We start from the raw sequence: 18,223 nt of genomic DNA, 5'->3' as shown, positions 1-18,223 counted from the left end.
ATGGCTATCTTAACCCGTGAAGAAATTGAAAAAATGGGATTTGCTTCCATTGGAGAAAATGTTCATATATCAACGAAAGCATCATTCTACGGTATATCTAAAATTCATATCGGGAACAATGTTCGAATAGACGATTATTGTGTTATTTCCGCAGGAGTGGGTGGGGTATTTATCGGGAATTATATACATATTGGGGTGTATTCCTCTTTGATCGGTGCGGGGAAAATCACGTTAAGGGATTTTTCAAATATTTCGTCACGGGTTTCGATTTATTCTAGTAACGATGATTACTCTGGTGAATTTATGACAAACCCAATGGTTCCAACTAAACTAACAAATGTTTGCCATGCATCCGTTACCATTAATAAACATGTTATCATTGGTTCTGGTTGCGTTATATTACCAGGCGTAGTTATAGGCGAGGGGGCTGCAATAGGTGCTCTTTCTCTTGTAAAATCGGATTGTGAACCCTTTTCAATATATGTAGGTAATCCCGCGCACAAAGCTAAAAAAAGAAGTATGGGCATGATCGATCTTGAAAAAAAATTGAACATAAAGCCGGGTCAGTAATGATAGAAATAAATGATGAGCAAATAAAAAAAAATTGGATTACGTCGATCCATGAAATTAAAGTGAGCATTTGTTGCATTACTTATAATCAAGAGCTTTATATTTCTGAAACGATTGATAGCTTCTTAAAACAAAAAACAAACTTTCCTTTTGAAATTCTTGTTTCTGATGATTGCAGTTCTGATGCAACTAAAGAGATTATAGAGCAATATGTGCGAAAATTCCCAAGTATAATAAAGTCAGTTGGTGTCGATGAAAATCTAGGCGCTAATGGAAATATTTTGAATGTGTTCTCTCATGCTAAAGGGAATTATATAGCCTTTTGTGAAGGGGATGATTATTGGGTTGATGATAACAAGTTGCAGGTGCAGCTTGAGGCTATGGAATCAAATCCACATATTAAATTTTCATTCCACCCCTGTTATTTGCTCAATAATAATATATTGAATGAATCAAGATCCTTTTATAAAGGGCCTAACCCTACAGTTTTTCACATTAAGGATGTCTTAAATAGTTTAAATCAATTCGCTCCGACAGCATCTTATATGTTTCATAGAAGCTTAATTGATAATATTCCTGATTGGTTTATAAACGCACCTGTGGGCGATCTATTTTTAGAACTTTATGGGATGAAATCTAGCGGAGGGTTATATATTCCAGATATAAATTCAGTATACCGATTAGCATCATTAGGCTCATGGTCTACAGAAACACAAAAAGAAACCACAACGCATAAAAATAGACATCTTAAACTGATTGAATTTCTATCTTTTGCACAAAACGATTTTCCTGGATACGACAAAGCTTTTTCACGTAAAAAAGCATATATTTATTTATCATTAGCAACTCGTGCGGTAAAAGTTGGAAATTATCGAGATTTTTATGAATATCTTAAAGCAGCCAATGGGCACAATGAGCAATTAGATTTTAGACATAAATTCTTCAATTATATGCATAAATTTCCGTTAGCCATTCGTTTGTTTATCAAAATGAAAAATAAATTCTCCCATAATAAATAATTTTGGTAGTCTTATAAGAAATAATTGAGAGAACAATGACGAGAAAATATTTATTTGCGCTATATATATTCCTGAATATATCATGTACATTATATTTTGGAGTGTTAGGTATGTTGGGTGGGGATTTCAAGTATGAATACCCTGCAGATTCAGAATTGCTGTTATTATCTCTTTTGATTGTATTATTAACTTTTTTTATTGTGCAAAGAGTTATATTTAGGATTTTTGAGAACATACCCGTCAAAAAAACAATTAATTTAAATAATTCAATTGTTTTGGATTGGCTTGTTTTTGCTATAGTCATTATTGGATTGTTCTCATCAATATTTTTTAGTGTCGGTGTACTTGGTGCAAGTAAGGATGTTGCAGAGGATGCGCCAAAACTGATATTTTACTTTAATTCTTTCTTCCAGCCTTCATTATTTGTTCTTGTCTATTTGTTTTATAGATATGACAGTACTCGTTTTTTATATTATATTAATTTTATCCTATATATTATATTGATTTTAGTGAGTGGGCAAACGGGTCAATTATTATTATTGTTTTGTCTCTATCTTTTAAGAAAAAAAAATCCGTTAAACTTCTTCCAGCTTTGTATATTTACTTTACTTGGTATAGGATTATATCCATTTGTAAGGATTATCAAGGATGCAATTGTTCAAAGTGTCAATGCTGGCTCGAATTTAATTGAAACAGTTATCACCGCAATGTCCAACATTGATATGGATATTTATTTTAGCTATTTATTCATAACACTTGAACGCTTTCAAAGTGTAAGCAACATACATTATCTTCTTCAGAACGGAGAGAGGTTATCAACGCTTTTTGATTTAACAGGATCAACATACTCTTTCTTTTCCTTATATTGGATTGTGTCAGCTTTTTTACGCATGTTTGGAATTGATTTGTCTAATATAACTTCAGCACAAGATTTTACCGCCGTAAGTATTAACGGAGTTTCAACTTGGTCTTCACAAATCGGTGTGTTTGGATATGTTTACTTTCATGGTCTATATTCATCCATCATATTTTTTTCAATGATGATTGCATTGTTTTTTTGTATCCGGATGAGTAAGTTGTTAAATAAAAATAATGCTATAACAAACTTAACATGGTTCATGTCATTACTTTTGATATGCCATGGGTGGTTTATTCCATTTTATAACTATGCTCAGACATTATTAATTTTTCTAGGTTTAGTATTAACCTTGAATGCTTTTAAAATGAAGCATAAGGTATATAAGTCATGAATGCTTCGCAAAAAAATATAGTTGTTTTTAGGACTAAGTTATTGCCATACTCTGAGACTTTTATTAAAGAGCAAGTATTATCATACCAGGAATGGTCTCCGATTTTGGTTGGACACTTTATGTTGTCTGATGGTATTGATTTAAAAGATGTAAATTACGTCACCTTTGAGAAAAAATATAATACATTCTCTAATTTTAAAAGGAACTTTTATAAACTTATTGGGTTTTCACCTTATTGTGACTTTGCTATGTTGAACAATATAAAACCTGATCTGATCCATGTACATTTCGGTGTTGATGCTGTTGTAAATTGGCCTCTGTTAAAAAAAATTCAAGTGCCCCTCATTATTACTCTTCATGGATATGATATAACAATAGATAAAAATTGGTGGAAGGCTGGTAAAGAAGGTATACATCTAAAAAAATATCCTGAAAAATTAAATGAAATTGCTAAATATGAAAACGTAAATTTTATTGCTGTTTCACAAGCAGTTAAAGAAAAAGCAATAGAGTTTGGGATACCTTCAGATAAAATAAAAATATCATACATTGGTATAGATCTTCTAAATTTCTCAGTATCAACTAACAAGTTTGATAACCGTAAACAAATCTTATTTATAGGACGTTTGGTAGAGAAAAAAGGCGCTCATGTACTGCTTGATGCATTCTCAAAAATAAAAGATAAATTCCCTGATCATATCATTACATTTATTGGTGATGGACCATTGAAGCCTCAACTTTATGACCAAGCACATACTTTAGGAGTAAATGTGAAATTTTTAGGTGCATGCTCAAAAGAAAAAATTATAGAGGAGTTGCATAATACAGCAGTATTTTGTTTACCTAGTATTCGCGCAAAGAATGGTGATTCCGAAGGGTTTGGGTTGGTAATCCTTGAGGCTGCAGCATGTGGTGTACCTGTTGTGACTTCTGCATTGGGTGGGGCTACTGAGGGTATTGTTCATGGGGAAACAGGTTTTAGATTTGGTGAAAATAATAGCGATGAGTTGGCTTTATATTTAGATAAATTATTGAGTGATCCGCATTTAATGAAATCAATGGGTCAAAATGGCAGAGAGTTTGTCGAGAAAAACTTTGATATAAAGAAATGCACGAGATCTCTTGAAATAATATATGAAGATATTATAAACGGTTGTTAAAAAAGGTTGAGATGGTAATGACTCTTAGGAATAAAGTGGATGTAATTATCCCTTGCTTTAACCGATTAGAACTCATAATGAGCTCAATACGCAGTGTCAAGTCGCAAACATATCCTATTAATAAAATAATTGTTGTGGATGACTGCTCTTCCTTTACTAATGAGCAGTTTTGGATGGAGCTTAATAATAATATATCTGATTCATCAAATATAGAATTTCATAGAAAAAAAAGTAATGGTGGAGCATGCCAATCCAGGAACCAGGGTGCAAGCCTTAGTGAAGCTGAATTTATTGCTTTTCTTGATGATGATGATATGTGGGAGCCAGAGCATATAGAAAAGCTTATAAACTGCTTTAAAGATGATAAAGTTGCATTAGCCTACTCTGGAAAAAAAATAACAAACTTTGCCAAAGATAGCGTCAGAAAAAGCTTAAATGTTATCCCTAATAAAGAACAATATAAAGCGCTTCTTAAATGTAACTATCCAGGTTCAACTTCTTCAATTCTTGTAAGGAAAAAATATTTCCTTGAAACTTCAGGATTCGATGAAAAACTGCCTGCCATTCAGGACTATGATTTTTATCTAAGATTAGTCAAGAAAGGTAAAATTGCAACAAGCAAAGCATATACATTGATATATAGAGATGATACGGGTATAAAAATTACGAATCAATTGAATAAAGCTCGGTATGCATTTCATATGATAATCGGGAAAACAGAAGGCTGTTTTAAAAAACAACTTGCTTATACGATTTTCATTCAAAATATTAAGAAAGCCGTCATAAATAAAAATATCAAGTATGCTTTATTGTTTAGTCTGGATTATTTTAAATTCTTATTGATGAGTAAATGAAATGAAATATGATTACCTTATTGTCGGGTCTGGGCTGTTTGGTTGTGTCTTTGCTCATGAGATGCACAAACGTGGTTTTAAAATTAAAGTGATTGAAAAAAGAAATCATATTGGTGGAAATATATACTGTAAGGAAATCGAGGGTATAAACGTCCATGCTTATGGTGCGCATATTTTTCACACAAATGATAAAAAAATTTGGGACTACGTTAACGCTCTTACTGAATTTAATCGATTCACAAATTCCCCGGTAGCAATATCAAAAGGTAAAATGTATAACTTACCTTTTAATATGAATACATTTTATCAATTATGGGGGGTAACTAAGCCTGAAGAGGCTAAAAGCAAAATCGCTTCCCAGAGTGCGGAAATGGATGGGAAGGACCCCCAAAATCTTGAAGAACAGGCGATATCGTTAGTCGGTAGAGATATCTTCAATACACTAATAAAAGAATATACTGAAAAGCAATGGGGTCGAGATTGTAAAACACTTCCTCCATTTATTATTAAGCGACTTCCTGTACGCTTTACTTTTGATAATAATTACTTTAATGATAAATATCAAGGTATACCAATTGGCGGCTATAATAGCATAATTGAATCCTTGCTTAATGGCATAGAAGTTGAAACAGAAGTAGACTTTTTTGACGATAAAAACAGATGGATCGAATCTGCTTCAAAAATTGTTTATACTGGACCTATCGATAAATATTTTGATTTTGAGTTTGGTGAGCTTGAATATCGCACGCTTGAATTCCAGAATGAGGTTTTGGAAACAGATAATTTCCAAGGTAATGCGGTGATAAACTACATTGATGCTTGTTTCCCTTATACTCGTATTATTGAGCATAAACATTTCGAGTTTGGAAATCAAGCCAAAACAGTAATCACTAAAGAATATCCGAAAGAATTCAAGCATGGCGATGAACCTTATTATCCTGTTAACGACAGCAAAAATAATAGGATTTTTTCTCAATATAAACAAAAGTCAAAAACATTAAGCAATATTCTATTTGGTGGCCGTTTGGCTGAATATAAATATTACGATATGCATCAAGTTATAGCTTCTGCATTGAATGCTGTCGAAAAGGAGTTAGAAGCTAAATGAAGAAGGTTATAGCTTTAGTTGTTACTTATAAACGCAAGGAGTTTTTAAGTAAAGTAATAAAAGGTTTATATAATCAGTCCTATCCAATAAATGAGATCATTATTGTCGACAATAATAGTCAGGATGGTACTCATTTATTAGTCCAAGAAATGCAGAAAGAATGTGCTAATGTCGCTTTAACCTATTTTAATACTGGGGCAAACCTTGGTGGTGCAGGCGGCTTTTCATATGGTTTCGACATTATTAAAAACAAAGAATATGATTATGTATGGTTGATGGATGATGATCTGCTTCCTTCACCTAATTGCCTTTCTCATCTTGTTAAATTTTGTAATAATGGTATAACGCAACCAATGAGATTCAATCTAGATGGATCATGTGCAGAAATTTCACCTGTGAAATATGATCTATCAGAGCCATTCATTATTAACCCAAAAAAATTAACAATTCAAGAATTATACGAAAAGCAGCCTTTTCATGAGCCAGTAGAAATTGATGGTGTTCCGTTTGAAGGTCCATTGATATCCAAAGAGCTTGTAGATAAAATTGGCAAACCTGATGCCAGGTTTTTCATATTCAACGATGATTTGGATTATTCAATTCGTGCTAGAAATAATGGGTATAAGATATTTTGTCATCCAAGCGCTACAGCAACGCGCTTATTAGTTAATAACCAGGGTAATGATTTAAATTCATGGAAGGGATATTTCATGTTACGTAATCATTTTTATATATTAAGGGTTCATGGTAATTCTATCCTTGTAAAAATGAGACCATTATTTTTGACGGTTGGATATTTTGGCTTATCCATATTGCGTGGAAAAACGTCACTTGCTTTAACTACTTTAAAAGCATACAGAGATTCCTTCTCTTTGAAAAATAATGATAAATATAGACCGTGATTTTTATATGCAGTAATATTCAGTGATTATTACTCTTTTAGGCACAATTGTCCCTACACACACATGATAAAATTGGGTTAACATCAGAGCTACATTCAAGCCGCGCATAAGTCGCGGTGACCACACCTGACAGGAGTATGTAATGTCCAAGCAACAGATCGGCGTTGTCGGTATGGCAGTGATGGGGCGCAACCTGGCGCTCAACATCGAAAGCCGTGGTTATACCGTCTCCGTTTTCAACCGCTCCCGTGATAAGACTGAAGAAGTCATCGCTGAGAATCCAGGCAAGAAACTGGTTCCTTTCTATACGGTTAAAGAGTTCGTTGAGTCTCTGGAAACGCCTCGTCGTATCCTGTTAATGGTGAAAGCGGGCGCAGGTACCGATGCTGCTATCGATTCCCTGAAACCGTATCTGGATAAAGGCGACATCATCATTGATGGCGGCAACACCTTCTTCCACGACACCATCCGTCGTAACCGTGAACTGTCTGCTGAAGGCTTTAACTTCATCGGTACCGGTGTATCCGGTGGTGAAGAGGGCGCCCTGAAAGGCCCATCAATCATGCCTGGCGGTCAGAAAGAAGCCTACGAACTGGTTGCACCTATCCTGACCAAAATCGCAGCGGTTGCCGAAGATGGCGAACCGTGCGTGACCTATATCGGTCCGGACGGTGCGGGCCACTACGTTAAGATGGTTCACAACGGTATCGAATACGGTGATATGCAGCTGATTGCAGAAGCCTACTCCCTGTTGAAAGGCGGTCTGAACCTTTCTAACGAAGAGCTGGCTGAAACCTTCACCGAGTGGAACAAAGGTGAGCTGAACAGCTACCTGATCGACATCACCAAAGATATCTTCACTAAAAAAGATGAAGAGGGTAAATACCTGGTTGATGTGATTCTGGATGAAGCAGCGAACAAGGGTACCGGTAAATGGACCAGCCAGAGCTCTCTGGATCTGGGCGAACCTCTGTCCCTGATCACCGAATCTGTGTTTGCACGTTACATTTCCTCTCTGAAAGAGCAGCGCGTTGCGGCATCTAAAGTGCTCTCTGGTCCGCAGGCTAAGCCAGCGGGTGACAAAGCGGAATTCGTTGAGAAAGTTCGTCGCGCTCTGTACCTGGGTAAAATCGTTTCCTACGCGCAGGGCTTCTCACAGCTGCGTGCAGCGTCTGACGAGAACAACTGGGATCTGAACTACGGCGAAATCGCGAAGATCTTCCGTGCGGGCTGCATCATTCGTGCGCAATTCCTGCAGAAAATCACCGATGCCTATGCAGAAAACGCGGGTATCGCGAACCTGCTGCTGGCACCGTATTTCAAGAAAATTGCGGATGAATATCAGCAGGCGCTGCGTGATGTGGTTGCTTACGCTGTTCAAAACGGTATTCCGGTTCCGACCTTCTCCGCTGCCGTGGCATATTATGACAGCTACCGTGCTGCCGTACTGCCAGCGAACCTGATTCAGGCACAGCGTGACTACTTCGGTGCGCATACCTACAAACGCACCGATAAAGAAGGTGTGTTCCATACCGAATGGCTGGATTAATCTGATTTAACTCCGTCTGATAACAAAGCCTGATGAACCTCATCGGGCTTTTTTTATCGCGCTTACGCCCATGTGGACTTGCTTTGCTCAACGAGCATCGTTTAACACCATATAAACCACTGCATTTTCTCATTTCTGTAGCCAGGCATTCGCCTTGACAGCCGCTCAACATAAGAGGTAAAAACCTCAACAGTTGTTTATTGCGGTGGGGTGTTTATGCCTCCTGAAACTCAAAACTTGAAGAAGTTGAACGAATGAAAATAACTATCTCCGGAACGGGCTATGTTGGGCTTTCAAACGGCATCCTGATTGCACAAAACCATGAAGTGGTGGCGCTGGATATCGTTCAGTCCAAAGTAGATATGCTCAATCAGAAGCAGTCTCCGATTGTCGATAAAGAGATCCAGGACTATCTTGCCAACAAACCTCTGAATTTTCGTGCGACGACGGACAAAGAAGATGCCTATCGCGGTGCAGATTTCGTCATCATCGCGACACCAACAGATTACGATCCCAAAACCAACTACTTCAACACCTCTACTGTTGAAGCCGTGATCAAAGACGTTATCGCAATTAACCCTCAAGCAGTGATGATCATTAAGTCGACCATTCCGGTAGGCTTCACCAAATCGATTAAAGAAGAGTTGGGTATTGATAATGTCTTCTTCTCGCCAGAGTTTCTGCGCGAGGGCAGGGCGCTATACGATAACCTGCACCCCTCGCGTATCGTGATCGGTGAGCGCTCTGAGCGGGCGGAGCGTTTTGCCGCGCTGCTCCAGGAAGGCGCAATCAAGAAAGACATTCCGGTTCTGTTTACCGACTCCACGGAAGCCGAAGCCATCAAGCTGTTCGCCAATACTTATCTGGCGATGCGTGTAGCGTACTTCAACGAGCTGGACAGCTACGCAGAGAGTTTGGGCCTGAATACCCGTCAGATCATAGAAGGCGTGTGCCTCGACCCTCGAATCGGCAACCACTATAACAACCCGTCATTCGGTTACGGCGGCTACTGCCTGCCAAAAGATACCAAACAGTTGCTGGCCAACTATCAGGCTGTACCGAATAACCTGATTTCAGCCATTGTAGATGCCAACCGCACGCGTAAAGATTTCATCTCTGACTCTATCCTTGCGCGTCAGCCTAAAGTTGTGGGCGTGTATCGTCTGATCATGAAGAGCGGTTCAGATAACTTCCGTGCCTCTTCCATTCAGGGCATCATGAAGCGCATTAAGGCTAAAGGAGTGCAGGTTATTATTTATGAACCCGCGATGCAGGAAGATGAGTTCTTCCACTCCCGCGTGATTCGCGATCTGGATGCGTTCAAGCAGGAAGCGGACGTGATCATCTCTAACCGCATGGCGGAAGAGCTGGCGGACGTGGCGGATAAAGTCTATACCCGCGATCTGTTCGGAAGCGATTGATTACTCTTAACGCACGTAAAAAACCCGGCCATGTAGCCGGGTTTTTTATTTTCAGACCTTGTAGAAAGCGCGATACCAGTCGACAAAGTTCTTCACTCCGTCTTTGACCGACGTCTGCGGTTTAAAGCCAATAACGTCATACAACGCTTTCGTATCCGCGCTGGTCTCCAGCACGTCACCCGGTTGAATCGGCATCATGTTTTTCTCTGCTTCTTTGCCGAGAGCTTCTTCCAGCGCCGTGATGTAATCCATAAGCTCGACCGGAGAGCTATTACCAATGTTGTAAACGCGATAAGGCGCGGAGCTGGTCGCCGGGGAACCGGTCTCGACGGTCCAGTCTGCATCGGCCTGAGGAATGACATCCTGCAGACGAATAATAGCTTCGGCGATGTCGTCGATGTAGGTGAAGTCGCGTTTCATCTTGCCGTAGTTGTAAACATCAATCGGCTTATCTTCGATCATTGCTTTGGTAAATTTGAACAAGGCCATGTCCGGTCGCCCCCACGGGCCGTACACGGTAAAGAAGCGCAGGCCGGTCGTTGGCAGGTTGTACAAATGAGAATAGGTATGCGACATCAGCTCATTGGCCTTTTTAGTTGCCGCATACAGCGAAACAGGGTGATCCACTGAATCGTCCGTAGAGAAAGGCATCTTACGGTTGAGCCCATAAACGGAGCTGGATGAGGCGTAAAGCAGGTGTTGAACCTTATTATGGCGACAGCCTTCCAGCACGTTGAGATGACCCACCAGGTTGGCTTCTGCATAAGCATGTGGATTATCCAGCGAGTAGCGAACCCCAGCCTGCGCGGCCAGATGAATCACCCGATCAAACTTCTCATCGGCGAAGAGCGCAGACATCCCTTCACGGTCGGCTAAATCAAGTTTATGGAAAGAGAAATTGTCAGATTTGAGCAAGTCCAGACGTGCCAGCTTAAGATTGACGTCATAGTAGTCATTCAGATTATCAATACCGACAACCTGATGGCCTGCGTCCAGCAGTCGTTTGCTGACATGTGAACCGATAAAACCTGCTGCGCCCGTTACCAAAAATTTCATATCTTTCCTCGTTAACGCTTCGTTCTTGTGATGCATAAGGCATCCGAATTTGTCTATGATAGCGCGTAGCACACCCGATACATAACCCATCTTTCCGATATAACTCATCGAATTCCTATAGAAAAATCCTCAGCAACAGATAAACTACGTAAACATAATTTTTTTTTGCCCTTTTTCATCTGTTAGGGATTGTATGACGCAAAACAACAATAGCCTGGTCACGCGCAGTACTGACCCGGAGCAAATTGATTTACTTGATTTAGTGCTGCAACTTTGGCGCGGAAAGTGGGTAATTGGGGCATTTATTGCGGTTTTTATCGTATTAGCGGGCGTATACATTACAGTCGCGAAAGAGAAATGGACCTCCTCCGCCATTATTGCTCAGCCAGATGCGGCGCAGATCGCCACTTACGCCAATGCACTGAATATCCTTTACGGTAGCGCTGCACCTTCAATGCTGGATATCCAGAACCGTGCTATTAATCGTTTCAATTCCTCGTTTTCTGCTTTAGCTCAGGCTCTCGAAAACCAGGACATTCCAGAAAAGCTGACTATCGACACCACCGTTAAGGGGCAACCGCTGCCGTTAAGCGTCTCCTATCAGGGGGAGTCTGCAGAAGCGGCTCAAAAACAGCTGGCGCAATACATACAGCAGGTTGATCAGCAAACAGCGAAAGAACTTTCTCTCGACCTCAAAGATAATATCAAGCAGCAAATTACCACGCTAAATGACTCTCTGGAAAACCAGGAAAAGGTTGCTCAGGAGCAGAAAGATCTGCGAATCAAACAGATCACTGAGGCGCTTAAAAATGCGGAAGCTGCAAAAATCGCGACCCCACAGATCCAGCAAACTCAGGATGTGACCCAGGAAACTATGTTCCTGCTGGGTAGTGAAGCGCTGAAATCGATGATTGATAACGAAGCGTCTCGCCCGTTAGTGTTCTCTCCTGCTTACTATCAGACGAAACAAAACTTACTGGATATCGAGAAGTTGAATGTGAATCCAGACACGATTCACGTCTATCGTTACGTCATGAAGCCGGATCTCCCTGTCCGACGTGATAGCCCGAAAAAGGCGATCACCTTAATTCTGGCGGTTCTGCTGGGCGGGATAATTGGTTCTGGTGTGGTACTGGGCCGCAATGCACTGCGTAACTACAAACCCAAATCCTGAACCACATTGGATATAAAAAAACCGGGGAAATTCCCCGGTTTTTTTATTTGTGGCGCTTACGAAGATTCTCGATCACCGCCGTCAAATCCAGCTCCTGATCCTGCAGCAGTACCAGAAGGTGATACATCAAATCCGACGCCTCATTGGTCAGCTCCTCGCGGTCATGCACCGTCGCAGCCAGCGCAGTCTCAACGCCTTCTTCCCCTACCTTTTGCGCAATACGCTTGGTTCCGCTGGCGTACAACTTCGCAGTGTAAGAGCTTTCAGGATCCGCCGTTTTACGCTCTGCCAGCAGCTGTTCCAGTTGATACAGGAACAGCCACTGGTGGCTCGTCTCACCGAAGCAGCTGCTGGTGCCCTTGTGGCAGGTCGGCCCGATCGGATTGGCCAGCACCAGCAGGGTGTCGTTATCGCAGTCTGGCGCCATGCTGACCACATTCAGGAAATGACCTGAGGTTTCACCTTTGGTCCACAGACGCTGTTTCGTGCGTGAGAAAAACGTCACCTTGCCGCTGTCGATCGTTTTCGCCAGCGCGTCCTGGTTCATGTACCCCAGCATCAGCACTTCGCCTGAGACGGCATGCTGTACAACCACCGGCAGTAATCCGTCAGTTTTTTCCCAGTCCAGCTGCGCCTGTTGTTGCTCTGTTAACATACCCTGATCTCCACGCCCTGGTCGGCCAGGTACGTCTTTAACTCACCAATATTAATAATCTGTTTGTGGAACACGGACGCCGCCAGCGCACCGTCTACGTTCGCATCACGGAAAGCTTCCAGGAAGTGCTCCATGTTGCCCGCACCGCCGGAGGCAATCAGCGGCACGTGGCAGACCGCGCGGACTTTTTTCAGCTGCTCGAGGTCATACCCGTTACGCACGCCGTCCTGGTTCATCATGTTCAGCACAATCTCACCCGCGCCGCGCTTCTGCACTTCCTGCACCCAGTCCAGCGTTTCCCATTGGGTGACACGCGTCCGGCTCTCATCACCGGTATACTGGTTGACGTGATATTTACCGGTTGCAGCGTCATACCAGGTGTCGACCCCAACCACAATGCACTGCACGCCAAAGCGATCGGCCAGACGGGTAATCAGCTCCGGGTCGGCCAGGGCAGGGGAGTTGATGGAAATCTTGTCGGCACCAAAAGAGAGAATTTTGGCCGCGTCGTCAGCGGACTTAATGCCGCCCGCGACACAAAACGGAATATCAATCACTTCCGCCACGCGCGCGACCCAGCTTTTGTCGACCACGCGACCATCGCTTGAGGCGGTGATATCGTAAAAGACCAGTTCGTCTGCGCCTTCATCGGCATAACGTTTTGCCAGCGGAACGATGTCGCCAATAATCTCGTGGTTGCGGAACTGCACGCCTTTCACAACCTGACCGTCGCGTACGTCAAGACAAGGGATTATCCGTTTTGCCAGCATTGAATCGCCTCCGTTACAGTAAATTTACCTTCCAGCAGGGCACGGCCTACAATCACACCCTTTACACCGGTACCGCGCAGCGCAGCCACGTCGTCTATATCGCCGATGCCGCCTGAAGACTGGAACGCCACCTGCGGATAACGTGCACAAACCTCTTCATACAGCGAGACATTAGAGCCTGCCAGCGTACCGTCGCGAGAGATATCGGTGCACAGCACGTGCTTCAGGCCAACGGGCAGATACATCTCGACCAGTTCTTCCAGCGTTACCCCGGAGTTTTCCTGCCAGCCGCTGATCGCCACCTGCTTATGACCTTGTTCGTCAATGCGAACGTCCAGCGCCAGCACCAGCGCATCGGCGCCGAAGCGGCGGAACCAGCCTTTCACGGTCTCAGGATCGTTGACCGCGGTTGAGCCTACCACCACGCGCGCCACGCCTGCATCCAGCAGTGCCGCAACGTCCTCTTCCGTACGCACGCCGCCGCCGACCTGTACGGGCACATTAACGCCAGCAACCAGGTTTTTCAGCAGCGGGATCTGGCGTTTCGCCGGATCTTTCGCGCCCGTCAAATCCACCAGATGCAATACCTGCGCGCCCTGAGCCGCATAATCCTGCAGACGCGGCAGCGGGTCGTTCCCGTAGTCACGCTGCTGGCCGTAATCGCCCTGATGCAGACGGACAACCGTGCCGTCAATTAAATCTAAAGCGGGAATGATCATCACATCTCCAGGAAGTTTTTCAGCAACTGCGCGCCCGCGGCGCCCGAACGTTCCGGGTGAAACTGCACGCCGAAGAAATTGTCTTTCTGCACCGCGGCAGTAAATGCCTCGCCGTAGTTGCACTGGGCGATGGTATGGGCGTTCACCGGCATGGCGTAGCTGTGCACGAAGTAAAAATACGCACCGTCTTCGATGCCGCGAAACAGACGGTCACCTGCTTTCGCGTAAACGCGGTTCCACCCCATATGCGGTAGCGGCAGGCCGTGGTCGGTCATTTTCGGTACGTCTTCGTCAATAATACCCAGCAGGTCAACGCCGTTGCTCTCTTCGCTGCGGCGACCCAGAAGCTGCATGCCTAAGCAAATCCCCAGTACCGGTTGGGTACAGGCTTTGATCAAATCGACCAGCTCGCGCTCGTGGATCTGATCCATCGCCGCCTGGGCGGTGCCTACGCCGGGCAGGAAAAGCTTGTCGGCGCGCAATACCACGTCCGGATCACGGCTCACCACCGGCTCGTAGCCGTGGCGCGCAATGGCCGATTTGACGGAGTTCAGGTTGGCGCATCCGGTGTCCAGAATCACCACGTTCATCACAGCACTCCTTTCGACGAGGGAAGGGCGTCACCTTCCACGCGGATCGCCTGACGCAGCGTACGGCCAAAGGCTTTAAACAGACTTTCCACGCGGTGGTGATCGTTTTTGCCTTTCGTTTTCAGATGCAACGTCAGGCCCATGGTGTAGGACAAGGAACGGAAGAAATGCTCCACCATTTCGGTGCTGAGATCGCCCACGCGCTGATAGGTGAAGTCAGCTTTGTATTCCAGGTGCGGACGACCGGAGATGTCCATCGCGCAGCGCGCCAGACATTCGTCCATCGGAAGAACAAAGCCAAAACGGTTGATGCCGCGTTTGTCGCCGAGCGCCAGCTTCAGGGCTTCACCCAGCGCCAGACCGGTATCTTCTACGGTGTGGTGATCGTCAATGTAAAGGTCACCCTTCACCGAGATTTCCATGCGGAAACCGCCGTGGGTGGCAATCTGGTCCAGCATATGGTCAAAGAAACCGACACCGGTGTGGATCTTGCTGCCGCCTTCACGGTCCAGCCAGACCTTCACATCAATCTGTGTCTCTTTGGTGTTGCGTTCAACGTGCGAGTAGCGGTCACGTTTTGTCAGCTGTTCGCCAATCTTTGCCCAGCCAAGATTGTTGCGGTCGTAGCGAAGCCCCGCAATGCCCATATTTTCCGCCAGCGTAATATCAGTAATGCGATCCCCGATGACATAGCTATTGGTTTTATCCAGCATATCCTCAGCCAGATAGCGCTCAACCAGCTTCACTTTTGGCTTACGGCAGTCGCACTCATCGGCTGGCATGTGCGGGCAAATCAGTACCTCATCGAACACTACGCCCTGAGAGGTCAACACCTGCATCATTAAATTATGGGGGCCGTCAAAGTCTGCCTGAGGGAAGCTGTCGGTACCCAGACCGTCCTGGTTGGTGATCATCACCAGCTTATAACCGGCTTTTTGCAGCGTAAGCAGCACCGGTATCACGTCCGGTTCAAAAGCCAGTTTGTCGAAACGATCGACCTGAAAATCGGCTGGTGGCTCCGAAATAAGGGTGCCGTCACGATCGATGAAAAGGATCTTCTGGGTCATACTTTCTCCGCTTTCAGGGCGTCAATCACGCGCTGGCTCTCTGCGCGGGTGCCTACGGTAATGCGCAGGCAGCCGCTCAGGGAAGGTTGTTTATTCTGGTCTCGTAAGATAATGCCCTGATCCCACAAAGATTTAAATACGGCACTCGAGGCGGTAAAACGCACCAGGATGTAATTGGTTTCCGAGTCAAACACCTGCTCCACGCACGCAATATCCTTCAGGGCGGTGACCAGGTACTGGCGTTCTTCCAGGATCTGCGCCACGCGTTCGCGCATCGCATTAATGCCCTGAGGCGTCAACGCCTGTGCCGCAATATCCGCAACCGGCGTGGAGAGTGGATACGGGGCGATGACTTTCAAAAGCAGGTCGATGACTGCTTTATTCGCCAGGGTGAATCCGCAGCGCAAGCCCGCGAGGGCGAAAGCCTTCGACAGTGTGCGCAGGACAACAAGATGCGGATACTCCTCAAGCCAGCCTGTCAGCGTCGCCTGTGGGCAGAACTCAATATAGGCTTCGTCCGCGACCACCAGCGCTTTACCGCGCGTCATTTCCAGCAGGGTACGGATATCCTGTGGCGTGATAATCTGCCCGGTTGGATTGTTCGGGCTGCAGACAAACACGACTTTTACGCCGTCAAGATTGTCGGCAATCCCCTGCAGATCCAGCTGCCAGTTCTCCAGCGCCTGCACGTTGCGGCACGCCACGCCGAAGGTTTCGGCGCTGACGCTGTACATGCCGTAGGTCGGCTGGCAGTACATTACTGCGTCTTTTCCCGGCTCGCAGAACGCGCGGATCAGCAGTTCAATGCCTTCGTCTGCCCCACGGCTGACCAGCACCTGCTCCGGTTTCACGCCTGCGTACTGGGCGTAGTTTTCGATTACCGCTTTCGGCTGACACTCCGGATAACGGTTCAACGTTTGCTGCGACAGCTCAAACTGCACCGCCGTCGGGAATTCGTTGGCGTTCAGCCAGACATCGCCTTTGCCACCCAGGCGGCGCGCGGACTGATAAGGCGTCAGGCGACGGACATTTTCGCGGGCTAATTCTTCAATGTTCATGCTTGCTCCTTCAGCGCAGCAACGCGCAGCGTAACGGCATTTTTATGGGCAGTCAGACGTTCGGCGGCGGCCAGCGTCTCAATAGTTGAAGCCAGCGAGGCAAACCCTTCGCGGGAAAGTTCCTGCACGGTCATCCGTTTCTGGAAATCCGCCAGACCCAGGCTGGAACAGGTTGAGGTATAGCCATACGTCGGCAGAACGTGGTTGGTACCAGAAGCGTAGTCGCCCGCGGATTCCGGAGACCAGTCGCCGAGGAACACCGAGCCAGCGCTGGTAATGCTGTCGACCAGATCGCGGGCGTTGCGGGTCTGAATAATCAGATGCTCCGGGCCGTACTGGTTGGAAATTGCAATGCACTGCTCCAGGTCACGCGCCACAATCAGGCGGCTGGCGGATAACGCCTGGCGTGCCGTGTCGGCACGGGGCAGGTCGGCAAGCTGACGCTCAACGGCCTCACCCACACGTTTAGCCATATCGGCGTCCGGTGTCAGCAAAATGACCTGGGAGTCCGGGCCGTGTTCAGCCTGTGAAAGCAGGTCGGACGCCACGAAATCCGGCGTTGCGCCGCTGTCGGCAATCACCAGTACCTCAGAAGGGCCGGCTGGCATATCAATTGCCGCACCGTCCAGACGCTGGCTGACCTGGCGCTTGGCTTCGGTTACATACGCGTTGCCCGGTCCAAAGATTTTGTCGACCTTCGGAATGGACTCAGTCCCGAACGCCAGGGCCGAAATGGCCTGAGCACCGCCCACTTTATAGACTGCCTGTACGCCGCACAGCTTTGCCGCATAAAGGATCTCATCGGCAATCGGTGGCGGAGAGCACAGCACCACTTTCTGGCATCCGGCGATACGCGCCGGGGTTGCGAGCATTAATACGGTTGAAAACAGCGGCGCTGAACCGCCAGGGATATAAAGCCCGACTGACGCCACCGGGCGAGTCACCTGCTGACAACGCACGCCGGGCAGGGTTTCCACGTCCACGGTCGGCAGTTTCTGCGCGACGTGAAAGGTCTCAATGTTTTTCACCGCGACGGCCATCGCCTGTTTGATGTCGTCACCGAGGCGGCTTTCCGCCTCCGCGATTTCCTGCCCGGTGACCTGTAGCGCGTCAACTTCGGTTTTATCAAACTTTGCACTGTATTCACGCAGCGCGTCATCGCCACGCGTTTTGACGCTATCAAGGATCTCCGCCACGGTGCGGGAGATGCTTTCGGAGGCGGAAATCGCCGGGCGCATCAGCAGCTCGCGCTGCTGTGCGTCGCTACAGGTATTCCAGTCGATGATTGTGTTAAAACGCAT

At 45.7% G+C, this 18,223-nt stretch carries 18 protein-coding genes; 10 read left to right on the top strand and 8 right to left on the bottom strand.

What is annotated here, in order from left to right:
• The 9 genes from L3068_RS14860 to ugd all read left to right on the top strand — a co-directional run bounded on the left by L3068_RS14860 (position 1) and on the right by ugd (position 9,833).
• Positions 1–570: an acyltransferase gene (locus L3068_RS14860; RefSeq protein ID WP_047344782.1), complete on the top strand. Its 570-nt coding sequence runs from the start codon at positions 1–3 to the stop codon at positions 568–570.
• Complete coding sequence (locus L3068_RS14855; protein WP_214602733.1) at positions 570–1,589, top strand: glycosyltransferase; 1,020 nt, start codon at positions 570–572, stop codon at positions 1,587–1,589. The genes L3068_RS14860 and L3068_RS14855 overlap by 1 nt, the downstream gene beginning before the upstream one ends.
• Positions 1,590–1,624: 35 nt before the next feature.
• Entirely contained in the window at positions 1,625–2,839 is a 1,215-nt protein-coding gene (wzy, locus tag L3068_RS14850) for an oligosaccharide repeat unit polymerase (RefSeq protein ID WP_047344781.1), read from the top strand.
• Positions 2,836–3,999 carry a glycosyltransferase gene (locus tag L3068_RS14845; RefSeq protein WP_117581243.1) on the top strand — a complete coding sequence of 388 codons (1,164 nt, stop codon included), beginning with the start codon at positions 2,836–2,838 and terminating at the stop codon, positions 3,997–3,999. Before wzy ends, L3068_RS14845 begins: the two co-directional genes overlap by 4 nt.
• A gap of 35 nt (positions 4,000–4,034) precedes the next feature.
• A complete protein-coding gene (locus L3068_RS14840; RefSeq protein WP_181969313.1) occupies positions 4,035–4,853 on the top strand; it encodes a glycosyltransferase family 2 protein in 819 nt (272 codons plus the stop codon).
• 1 nt (position 4,854) lies between these two features.
• Complete coding sequence (glf, locus tag L3068_RS14835) at positions 4,855–5,961, top strand: UDP-galactopyranose mutase (protein WP_047344779.1); 1,107 nt, start codon at positions 4,855–4,857, stop codon at positions 5,959–5,961.
• Positions 5,958–6,863, top strand: a complete 906-nt coding sequence (locus L3068_RS14830; RefSeq protein WP_117581245.1) for a glycosyltransferase — start codon at positions 5,958–5,960, stop codon at positions 6,861–6,863. Before glf ends, L3068_RS14830 begins: the two co-directional genes overlap by 4 nt.
• A gap of 142 nt (positions 6,864–7,005) precedes the next feature.
• On the top strand, positions 7,006–8,412 hold the full coding sequence (gene gnd, locus L3068_RS14825; RefSeq protein ID WP_023294999.1) for an NADP-dependent phosphogluconate dehydrogenase: 1,407 nt from the start codon (positions 7,006–7,008) through the stop codon (positions 8,410–8,412).
• Positions 8,413–8,666: 254 nt separating this feature from the next.
• Positions 8,667–9,833, top strand: a complete 1,167-nt coding sequence (gene ugd, locus L3068_RS14820; protein WP_014884475.1) for a UDP-glucose 6-dehydrogenase — start codon at positions 8,667–8,669, stop codon at positions 9,831–9,833.
• 51 nt (positions 9,834–9,884) lie between these two features.
• Here ugd and L3068_RS14815 read toward each other — a convergent pair whose 3' ends face one another.
• A complete protein-coding gene (locus L3068_RS14815) occupies positions 9,885–10,889 on the bottom strand; it encodes an NAD-dependent epimerase (RefSeq protein WP_117581247.1) in 1,005 nt (334 codons plus the stop codon).
• Positions 10,890–11,082: 193 nt separating this feature from the next.
• On the opposite strand from L3068_RS14815, the gene wzzB reads away from it, so the two are divergent.
• Complete coding sequence (gene wzzB, locus L3068_RS14810) at positions 11,083–12,063, top strand: LPS O-antigen chain length determinant protein WzzB (RefSeq protein ID WP_023337515.1); 981 nt, start codon at positions 11,083–11,085, stop codon at positions 12,061–12,063.
• A 43-nt stretch (positions 12,064–12,106) separates the two neighbouring features.
• Here wzzB and hisIE read toward each other — a convergent pair whose 3' ends face one another.
• From hisIE to hisD, 7 genes are read right to left on the bottom strand one after another with little or no spacing between them, the layout of a single operon-like run.
• The gene (gene hisIE / locus L3068_RS14805; protein ID WP_047344777.1) at positions 12,107–12,718 is read right to left on the bottom strand and encodes a bifunctional phosphoribosyl-AMP cyclohydrolase/phosphoribosyl-ATP diphosphatase HisIE; all 612 of its coding nucleotides are present in this window, start codon (positions 12,716–12,718) and stop codon (positions 12,107–12,109) included.
• Positions 12,712–13,488, bottom strand: coding sequence for an imidazole glycerol phosphate synthase subunit HisF (gene hisF, locus L3068_RS14800; protein ID WP_063862376.1), 777 nt, complete (start codon positions 13,486–13,488; stop codon positions 12,712–12,714). Before hisF ends, hisIE begins: the two co-directional genes overlap by 7 nt.
• A complete protein-coding gene (hisA, locus tag L3068_RS14795) occupies positions 13,470–14,207 on the bottom strand; it encodes a 1-(5-phosphoribosyl)-5-[(5-phosphoribosylamino)methylideneamino]imidazole-4-carboxamide isomerase (RefSeq protein ID WP_117581248.1) in 738 nt (245 codons plus the stop codon). Before hisA ends, hisF begins: the two co-directional genes overlap by 19 nt.
• Positions 14,207–14,797, bottom strand: a complete 591-nt coding sequence (gene hisH / locus L3068_RS14790; RefSeq protein WP_014884470.1) for an imidazole glycerol phosphate synthase subunit HisH — start codon at positions 14,795–14,797, stop codon at positions 14,207–14,209. The genes hisA and hisH overlap by 1 nt, the downstream gene beginning before the upstream one ends.
• The gene (hisB, locus tag L3068_RS14785) at positions 14,797–15,864 is read right to left on the bottom strand and encodes a bifunctional histidinol-phosphatase/imidazoleglycerol-phosphate dehydratase HisB (RefSeq protein WP_023330860.1); all 1,068 of its coding nucleotides are present in this window, start codon (positions 15,862–15,864) and stop codon (positions 14,797–14,799) included. Before hisB ends, hisH begins: the two co-directional genes overlap by 1 nt.
• Positions 15,861–16,922 carry a histidinol-phosphate transaminase gene (gene hisC / locus L3068_RS14780; protein ID WP_014884468.1) on the bottom strand — a complete coding sequence of 354 codons (1,062 nt, stop codon included), beginning with the start codon at positions 16,920–16,922 and terminating at the stop codon, positions 15,861–15,863. Before hisC ends, hisB begins: the two co-directional genes overlap by 4 nt.
• Positions 16,919–18,223: a histidinol dehydrogenase gene (gene hisD, locus L3068_RS14775; protein ID WP_023330858.1), complete on the bottom strand. Its 1,305-nt coding sequence runs from the start codon at positions 18,221–18,223 to the stop codon at positions 16,919–16,921. The genes hisC and hisD overlap by 4 nt, the downstream gene beginning before the upstream one ends.

It is taken from the genome of Enterobacter cloacae complex sp. ECL414 (genome assembly GCF_021869685.1).
GTDB classification, from domain to species: domain Bacteria; phylum Pseudomonadota; class Gammaproteobacteria; order Enterobacterales; family Enterobacteriaceae; genus Enterobacter; species Enterobacter kobei.
The sequence above is the reverse complement of the archived record's forward strand: the minus strand, read 5'-3'. Positions and strand labels throughout refer to the sequence as shown.